Source organism: Zwartia vadi (genome assembly GCF_030410375.1).
Classification (GTDB): Bacteria; Pseudomonadota; Gammaproteobacteria; order Burkholderiales; family Burkholderiaceae_B; genus Zwartia; species Zwartia vadi.
This window is the reverse complement of the sequence record NZ_JAUHHE010000015.1, coordinates 91254-99068: the sequence shown is the minus strand read 5'-3', so window position 1 is coordinate 99068 and position 7815 is coordinate 91254. Positions and strand designations below refer to the sequence as shown.

Annotated in this window: 10 protein-coding genes; 1 reads left to right on the top strand and 9 read right to left on the bottom strand. The window is 55.2% G+C overall.

Annotation, left to right across the window (positions count from 1 at the left end):
- On the top strand, positions 1–596 hold a 596-nt coding region (locus QWY27_RS13180), incomplete at its 5' end, for a DUF2461 family protein (protein ID WP_290198840.1).
- Between the two features lie 24 nt (positions 597–620).
- Here the strand turns inward: QWY27_RS13180 and QWY27_RS13175 are convergent.
- From QWY27_RS13175 to QWY27_RS13135, 9 genes are all read right to left on the bottom strand, one after another.
- The gene (locus tag QWY27_RS13175) at positions 621–1082 is read right to left on the bottom strand and encodes a hypothetical protein (RefSeq protein ID WP_290198839.1); all 462 of its coding nucleotides are present in this window, start codon (positions 1080–1082) and stop codon (positions 621–623) included.
- Positions 1072–1782: a StbB family protein gene (stbB, locus tag QWY27_RS13170; protein WP_290198838.1), complete on the bottom strand. Its 711-nt coding sequence runs from the start codon at positions 1780–1782 to the stop codon at positions 1072–1074. The genes QWY27_RS13175 and stbB overlap by 11 nt, the downstream gene beginning before the upstream one ends.
- Before the next feature lie 32 nt (positions 1783–1814).
- Entirely contained in the window at positions 1815–2258 is a 444-nt protein-coding gene (locus QWY27_RS13165; protein ID WP_290198837.1) for a hypothetical protein, read from the bottom strand.
- Positions 2255–2659 (bottom strand): questin oxidase family protein, encoded by a 405-nt coding sequence (locus QWY27_RS13160; RefSeq protein ID WP_290198836.1) that lies wholly within the window; start codon positions 2657–2659, stop codon positions 2255–2257. The genes QWY27_RS13165 and QWY27_RS13160 overlap by 4 nt, the downstream gene beginning before the upstream one ends.
- Before the next feature lie 322 nt (positions 2660–2981).
- A complete protein-coding gene (locus tag QWY27_RS13155; RefSeq protein WP_290198835.1) occupies positions 2982–3899 on the bottom strand; it encodes a TrfA in 918 nt (305 codons plus the stop codon).
- Between the two features lie 151 nt (positions 3900–4050).
- On the bottom strand, positions 4051–5076 hold the full coding sequence (gene virB11, locus QWY27_RS13150) for a P-type DNA transfer ATPase VirB11 (protein ID WP_290198834.1): 1026 nt from the start codon (positions 5074–5076) through the stop codon (positions 4051–4053).
- Complete coding sequence (gene virB10 / locus QWY27_RS13145; RefSeq protein WP_290198833.1) at positions 5036–6205, bottom strand: type IV secretion system protein VirB10; 1170 nt, start codon at positions 6203–6205, stop codon at positions 5036–5038. Before virB10 ends, virB11 begins: the two co-directional genes overlap by 41 nt.
- Positions 6202–7098, bottom strand: a complete 897-nt coding sequence (locus tag QWY27_RS13140; RefSeq protein WP_290198832.1) for a TrbG/VirB9 family P-type conjugative transfer protein — start codon at positions 7096–7098, stop codon at positions 6202–6204. Before QWY27_RS13140 ends, virB10 begins: the two co-directional genes overlap by 4 nt.
- Positions 7099–7122: 24 nt before the next feature.
- Positions 7123–7812: a VirB8 family type IV secretion system protein gene (locus tag QWY27_RS13135; RefSeq protein ID WP_290198831.1), complete on the bottom strand. Its 690-nt coding sequence runs from the start codon at positions 7810–7812 to the stop codon at positions 7123–7125.
- Positions 7813–7815 lie beyond the last annotated feature (3 nt).

Genomic DNA, 7815 nt, shown 5'->3' with positions numbered 1-7815 from the left:
AAGCCCATGTCAGGGGGCCGTTCATTGACCTGGCCCAAAGGCTCAAGACAGAACTTCAGCCAAGCGTTCCGGACTACCACTTCCCCGTCAAAGGAATCGGTAGAATCAAAAAGGCTGCGAACTATACGGTCAGTGGTGGCCCTTGCTACAAAGACTGGCTATCCATTTCTATTTCGAAACCCTCGGACTCCCGCTTTGAACGCAACCCCCATTTGTTCTTCGGCATTCTTCCCAATATCCCGCCTTACATGGGTGTCGTGGTGGCGGGAGGGCTTTTCATGCCATCTGGCCCGCAGTTAAAAAAGGTCAGAAATGCCATTGCACGGGATTCACAACCTTTTCACGCGTTGTTTGCCGATCCTGCATTCAAGGCACGCTTTAAGAGCGACTTTTCACGCGAGGAAATAGCTTCTCGTCCACCACGAGGGTTCGACCCCGATCATCCGGATATGGAGTGGTTAAAGCTCAAGAGGTTTTTGGTGGTGAAGAAACTCAGCAATACCGAGTTCACCTCTCCCGACCTGGTGCCTGCGGTGGCAGAGGACTTCAAGCAACTGATTCGCCTCAATCGTTTGCTCGAAGATGTGCTGGATTAGTCTATCGATCGCGTCACGTGTCCGTCAATTCAGATAACGCGCCAGCGCCACGCCAGCCAGCACACCACCCAAGGCACCGGCGATCCCACCGGTGACGATGGCCAGTAGTGCAATTCGCTTGGCTGAGTGATGAGCCAGGCGAGCATAAAGCGCACTGTCGTGGGCTAGTGACTGCAAACGGGTTTGTGTCGGTGCCAGTGTCTGCTGCATGCGGTGTTGCAACTCATCCTGCAAGAACTGGCTGCCAGCTTGCAGGCTTTGTTGGACCTGAAGGCCTAGTTCTGTGGGCAGGTTGGTGATTGTCTGGGAGGCCGTCTCCAGGCGAGTAGCGAGTTTCACCAGATCGTTCACGGTTTCGGCCTGGCGGGTGTTGACTCCCTCGATGCGCTTGGTCAGGTCAGCCACCTCACCCAGCACCTCGTGGTACAGAAAATCCAGTTTGCTGCGGTTGGGGTGCCGTTCCTGATTCATGGCTCTAGTCCTCAAAGAGTGCTGCAAAGGCGGTGTTCAGTTGTCTATCCACGGGTTTGGCCAGCGCACGCAGTGCGTGGCGATTGGTCAAATGATTAATGCGCCCGGGATCACTTGGGTCAGATTGACGCAGCAGGCTGCGGTAATCGGTCTGGTCTGCCAGGACATCAGCGATGCTGGTCCGTGCATCTGCAAGCAGTTCAAACACTTCGTTCTCATAGATGAGGGCTTGCGGGTTGGCGACAAATGCCTCAGTTTTCTTGGCATAGGTCAGCACCGGCAGGAACTCTTCTTCCACATCGCTTTCGACACGGTTAAAAAGCACCCGAATTCGATCGGACGCGACCCCTAGGTTGGATAGGGCTGTGATGGTTTTGATGGTTTCGCGCTGGGCTTTGCCGGTACCAATGACGGGTAGCACAAAGAAATCAATTTCTTCGTAGGCGCCTTCGTAGCGGGTCATGGCCGAGAGAAAATCTTCGATATTGCTTGCACCTACGTCAACGATGGCATCGTGCAGTCGCAACAGGTCACGGAACAGCTTGCCAAACTGCTCACCTCGTAACTGGTCAATGTCCAGTCCAAGGTCGGCAGCCGTTTCATTGGTGGTTTCGACGGCAAAGATGGGCGCATGGTTCATGCGTGGGGCTAACAGATGCGAGGCAACGATGGTTTTGCCGACGGATCCGCTGTAGTTCAAAACGGCGACTTTCATGGGGTTCACTCCTGGGGGATTTAATGGTTGGGTTAGTCAGTGGCTTTGTTGGTGTCTCGAGCATGGCGGCGCATAGCCTCGCCCTCGCGGCGTAGTGCATCAAGGTCGACTTCCATGCTTCGGATCCTGCGAAGATCCGCCGGGTTTTCGATACGATTGGATTGACCACGAACGGAAGGCTGGGAAGGTGTTGGGTGCAGCGTATTGCCGGCAGGCACAGTCGGCGCCGGATTGGCGCTTGAGTTGCTTTCTCGCTGCGTTTTGCGATACCGCTGTAGTTGCTTGGCCAGATCATGCAGACTGATGTCTAGACCGGCTCGGTTTAACTGTTCAACGATGACTTTGCGCGGGGCACCAGCAGCTAGTCGCTGAACGATCCGTGGCAACAGAGGCCGGAGCTTGGCGGCTTTGGGTGCCAGCGGTTCACCCTGGGCCAGCAGCAGACGCAGTTCTTCGACGTAGGGTTCGTCGTTCATGGTTGCCCTCCGTTAAATGCTGGTGTGGCAAATCCGTTGGAATGCCTACGCGATTGCTTGCGGTACCGATACAAAGCTGCACGGAAGGTTTTGATGGGCACTGGCAAACCAGCTTCTCGAAGATCTTCCACGATGGCGCTGTGAGGCACTCCCTCTGCTAAACGCGTTTCGATGTATGGCATCAGTGAGCGTAGTCGAGCCGAGGTGCTGGCACGCGGATCAGTGGTGTTCAGGCGAGTACGGATTTGCGATGCGTAAAAGCTCGGGTTCATAAGCGGCATCCTGAAATGGCAAAGTAAAAAACCACGGTCGCTGGATAGACTTATCCACAGGCCATGCTGGTAGATAAAAGGTAGAAATAAGGTAGAAGGAAAAAAATCCGCCGGAAAACGTTTATTCATGCGGGTCTGCAAAATCGTCACGGCTTGTTATGACGAGAAAACGGTTTGTTATGACGACATTTAGGTTTCTTATGACGATGGCCACGGCTTCTTATGACGATGCCAAACGTGACTTATCCACAGGCCTGAATAGACCTGAAAACGGCTTGTTATGACGACGAAATGACGACAAAACGGTTTCTTTTGATGATCAAATTGACGTTAACGGCGTACTCAAAAACGGCTTCTTATGACGATGACATCTGTATTTTTGAGGCTGGTGGGTTGGTGGTTTTTGGCTGATCTCGACCGTTTGATTAGGCGAAAAATCTGTCTTGAAGTGCTACTTCTCAACGCGATGCCAAACAGCCTGCTTATTACCCTTTGATGCCGTTTCAATGCGCGGGGCAGCAATGATGTTCAGTGCCTCGAGTTCCAGCAGCGATTTCTCCAGCACCCCACAAAACTTATGCATTGGTCCGGTATAGACCGCACGCTCTTTCAGGATCTCGAGGCTGTAGCGTTGTTCCTGATCCGACGAGGTGCCGATGAGTCGTTGCAGGCTCTTGGATAGTTCATGGCGCATTCTCAGGCGCTTTTCCCAGTCAACCAGGGTGTACTCGCGATTAGCAAAGATTTGAGACCAGCGTGGATCAATAAAGAGTTGGTATTCACCGTTCTCATAGTCAAAGCCGCCAATCATGGGCAAGACCCGAGTGGCGGGATGGTGACCCAGGCTGTACTTGATTGACCCATCTGCGCGCTTGGCTTCAATGCGTAAACAAAACTGCGCCAGGTCCTGCATGCCGGTGTGTAACCACTCGTAGGCGCTGCCGCCTGTTGGACGGCCCAGTGCACGCAAGAAATCAGCACGATTAACACGCGGTGCCTGCCCGGTCTGCATGGTGGTCTGCAGAAACATGGCGTGCATCCAGATGTCGGCATGGTCTTCGGTCAGTTGTTTGCCCGTGCCTTTGAGCAGGATGTTCTTGCCGGTCAGAAATGTGGTGTCATCGTGATACGTCCGCCAACCCCGGCGAACTGGTGCAAAGAGCCCTGAGCGAGCAATGTAGTTCGGGATGGCTCGCGCGGCGTCAGTTAGTCCGGGCAACACCATGGCTGCAGTGCCGGCGGAATTGTCGATCTGGGTCTCATGGGCTTGAGCCGCTCGCTGGGAGATGCGTTCCATGACCTGATCCAGCCTTTTAAGGTTGGATGGGCGTGTCACGCCAATGGCATGTGTTTGTGAAGATGTCATCATGGTGTGACCTGAAGTGAAGACGCAAAGTCAGCACGCAGGCCACCACCAGTGAGGCTCATCTTTAGCCCCGGTTGGCACGCCTGTTGCTGAAGATGAGAGGGTTAGGGCAGGCGTACCGGAGGCATTGCTAGGCCTCGCTGGGCTTTGCTGGCTAAGTTGCCATTGCTGTTCGCCTTCGCGGTGTAAACCATAGTTGCTTGAGCCGGAAATGCTCGAGAAACACAACCACATCCACGGTGTGAGCCAGAAAGTGCTGAATCGTGGTGAGATCCAAACGACTGCCCGAAGGTGACTGTTTGATCAGTACTGCGAGACGGTCAAACGCATCAGCTGCGCTATTGGCGTGGGTGGTGGTGACTGATCCCGGGTGACCCGTGTTGAGTGCTGCCAGGTAGTCCCAGGTTTCTGGGCCACGAAGTTCGGTGAGGAATATCCGGTCAGGTGACAAGCGCATGCAGGCACCGATGCACTCGGTGGCACTGACCCGGCCGCTGCCTGAGCCATACATGAGATGCACGCGGTTGGCATGATCTGGCAAGGCTAGTTCATGCACATCTTCAATGGTGATCAGTCGTTCATCAGTGGGCACGCGGGCAATGAGGGATCGGGCAAAGGTGGTTTTACCGGAACCCGTGGCACCTGCGACCACGATATTGCGTCTGCGTTGGATGGCTTCATGTAGAAATTCGGTGATGTCACCAGATTGTTTCAAATCGAGCAGGTAGGCATCCTCATGCGAAATGCCATCAGCGTTGTAGTCGTCTTCGGACAACGTCACCTCAGACAGCGCGCCTTGTGCTTGAAGTTCTTCAAGACTTAAAGCTGCGACCGCATGTTTGCGAATGTTGATTGCCACGCTGCCATCGAGGCATGCCGGCGGCTGCACGATCTGGCAACGCTGGCCGTCTGGCAAGATGGCCGAGATGATTGGTGCCGTACCCAAGCCGTTAAACACGACCAGGGCGTTGATCAGGGCGGCCAGCATGGACGGGGTGAGTGCGTTGCAGTTGTGCGCTACCCATTGGCCAGCGGTGCGGGCAAAGAGGCTGTGGGCACGAACAATGGCTAGTTCTGTGATCGCAGGATCATCGAGATAGGGCTGCAGTGGACCCAAGAAAGTACGAACGGCCAGTGACCTATCGAACGGTATTGGCGAGGTGTGTGGGTTTGAGGTCATAGACTTGGCTGAAATCCAGATCACGGGCGACCATAATGCCGATGCGTTCGCCCTGGTTTTTGTAGAGGGTAGGTGGAATATCGAGTGATCGTTCCAAGATCGTGGTGATCACTTCTTGCCCACCGTTTAGTGTGGTGTCAAAGGTGACGTTGTTGTCACCGCGTTGGCTTTGATTGGTGGCCCAGACGCCGAGGTCTCCGATTAAGCTCAACAGAATCGCGTTACCAAATCGATCCCAGAAATGGTTGTCGACGTAGCCATCTACACCGGCTTCACCCAGTGGGCCGGTGCCAGGTGAACCAAGATTCAGAATGACGCCAGTGGGTGTTTCCAGACGGTTCCAGGTAACAAACGCACGGGCTTGACCTTGTGTAATGCCGTTTGACTGGTAACCCGTGAACTTGGTGCCTCGGTCGATTAACTTGACCATACCGTTGGCGCTCATGATGTCGTGAGTAGCCAGACACGTTAGCAACCCCGGTTGTGTCGTCACCAATCGGGTTTGCAAAGCACATTCGATCATGGTGCCCTGAGTGATCAGGAAATTTCGGTCGCCCAGTTGCCCGGCCACTGAAGGGGCCAATTCAAGCGGGCGGAGTTTGTCGGCCAGTGGCCCTGCGTCTTGCATGGGAGAAGATATGGTTTGGGCCCGCACCCTCTGATTGGCAGCCGCCTGCTCATTGCCACCAGCTTGCAAGGGGCTGGCCAGACGACGTTCGGTAATGACGTCAGCCGCTGATGGGGTCGCCGGCGTGGCTTGCACGATGATGGGCAAAGGTGCAGGTACGGGCTTTGTGGCTGGCTCAGGTGCTCGTGTGGGCAAGGGTTTGCGAAGTTGCGGGGTTTCAAGGCGGTTGGTGATACCGCTTTGTGTGGTGTTGATGTCTGAGCTTGCTACGGCCTCTTCGCTGGGCCCGTAGCGGTGGTACATAAACCCCAGTGTGATGGCCGTGGCGAGCAATCCCGTGATCCACAAAAAAGCCCGTGCCCCTCTCGGCGCACTTTTACGTGTATCCCCAAAATCAGCCGGTCCACGTTCAAGGTCAATGCTTTGGTTTGCAGCTGCCGATCGGTGCTCGGAAGAGAGACCAGCAGAGCCGTCGTCGGCAGGGTTCATGTCGGTTGTCATGGGCGTTCCTTGATGGCGTTCGCGGGCGGCAATGTCTGGGGTTGCGCCCCATTGACCACGCGCACCACGTTCGGTGAGACCGTGCCGGTGTGAGACGGAGCTTCGGTCTTTCCATAGTCTTCGTTGTGTATGGCAAGCACTTCGTTGCCTAATCGCAGATGCCACTTTGCAGCCGTTCGGTGCAGGACCATCGTGCGGTCATCAGCCATGTGGAAGTTGGTGATGACTTCCTGACCTTCAGGCGTTACGCGATACACAGCAGGAATGTCAGCCTGTCGTGGGAATTGCAGCCACGTCTGACGGCCATCATCCCAGGCATGCACGGGAGCCAGTGTTCGGTCACCTGACTGGGTGTAACTGCGCCAGTTAATCGGCGTGCCGGACTGCGCAAAGGCGGTCCGAATAGCGGACTCTTCACGAGCGGCTTGCGCTTGCTTGGCCGCGCTATCCGGGTACCGGATGACGAGTTTGTAGAGGGCACGCGCATCGTGGGTGTCTGAGTATGAGAGTCGGAAGGCATAACTGCGCCGATCGGTCACCACAATCAAGTTGGTGTTGGCTTGCTGGGCAATCGGCTTAAAGAACAGGTTGTTGTCTTTGTAGGTAAATGCGTAGGCGGCACTGTCACCAAAGACGTGATAGCTGTAGATTTCACCTTCTTCGAGCACGATCAAAGTAGCCACACCGATCACAGCATCAAGCTGAATCACATTAGCTGGGTTGTAGGTGGCATAGCGGACGCGATGATCGGCGCGTGACGGTTTGGGTAGCTCCAGAGCCAAAGCAGGTGCAGTCAACATAAATCCAGCAAGCAAGGTCAGTGCTTGCAAAGCAATGCGTCGTGCACGTGGTAGGAACAACATTTGGTTAAACAGGTGGTTGGACATAATCATGGCGGTGTCTCATAAAGGTTCCGTTTAGCGCGACAGGTCATTGGCGAGGTCATAGCGCACCACCTGGAATCCCAAGGGGTTACGCCTGGCGACCGCTTCGGTGAGCGGCACGTTGATGTACTCGTATGCAATGGAGGCAATCAGGTGACGTTGTTGTCGTATCTGGCCCGTGCCGACGTCTTTTTCTGTGGTGGTGAACCGGACGGTTGCTGATTCATTGGCACCAAGCGTGATGGAATGCACCTTGACGTCAATGGTGGCTAGATCGGTTAAGCGTGTTGTTGGTGCATTTGGACCTTCAAAGCGTTTGCCGTACTGTGTCTGGATTGCTGGGCTGCTCAGCAGAGCGCAGGTGTCAAACTGCTCCTGAATGGTTTGCCAGCTGTAGCCTTCGCAATTCAAGACGTAACTGTTCAGAAAGTACTTTGCGATGCGGCTGCCATAGTCCTGCAGCGGTTCGCCCAAGCGGCTGACGTGGTCGATCGCGCCGGTGGCGTTGTCTACCCGCACCACATACATCTCGGGCGGCTCCTTCAGGGGTGTGAGCCCCGCGACCGCACCGACACCAGCAAGCGCCAATATGGCGGCACCGGTTGCACAGCGCCAAGCCCAGCGTCGACTTCGGATCAGTTCTCCCAAATAGTCGCGTTCCAGCCCACGGGATCGTTCCAGGTGTTCAGCGAGCTCATCAGATTGAATGGGTTGTGCACTCATGGC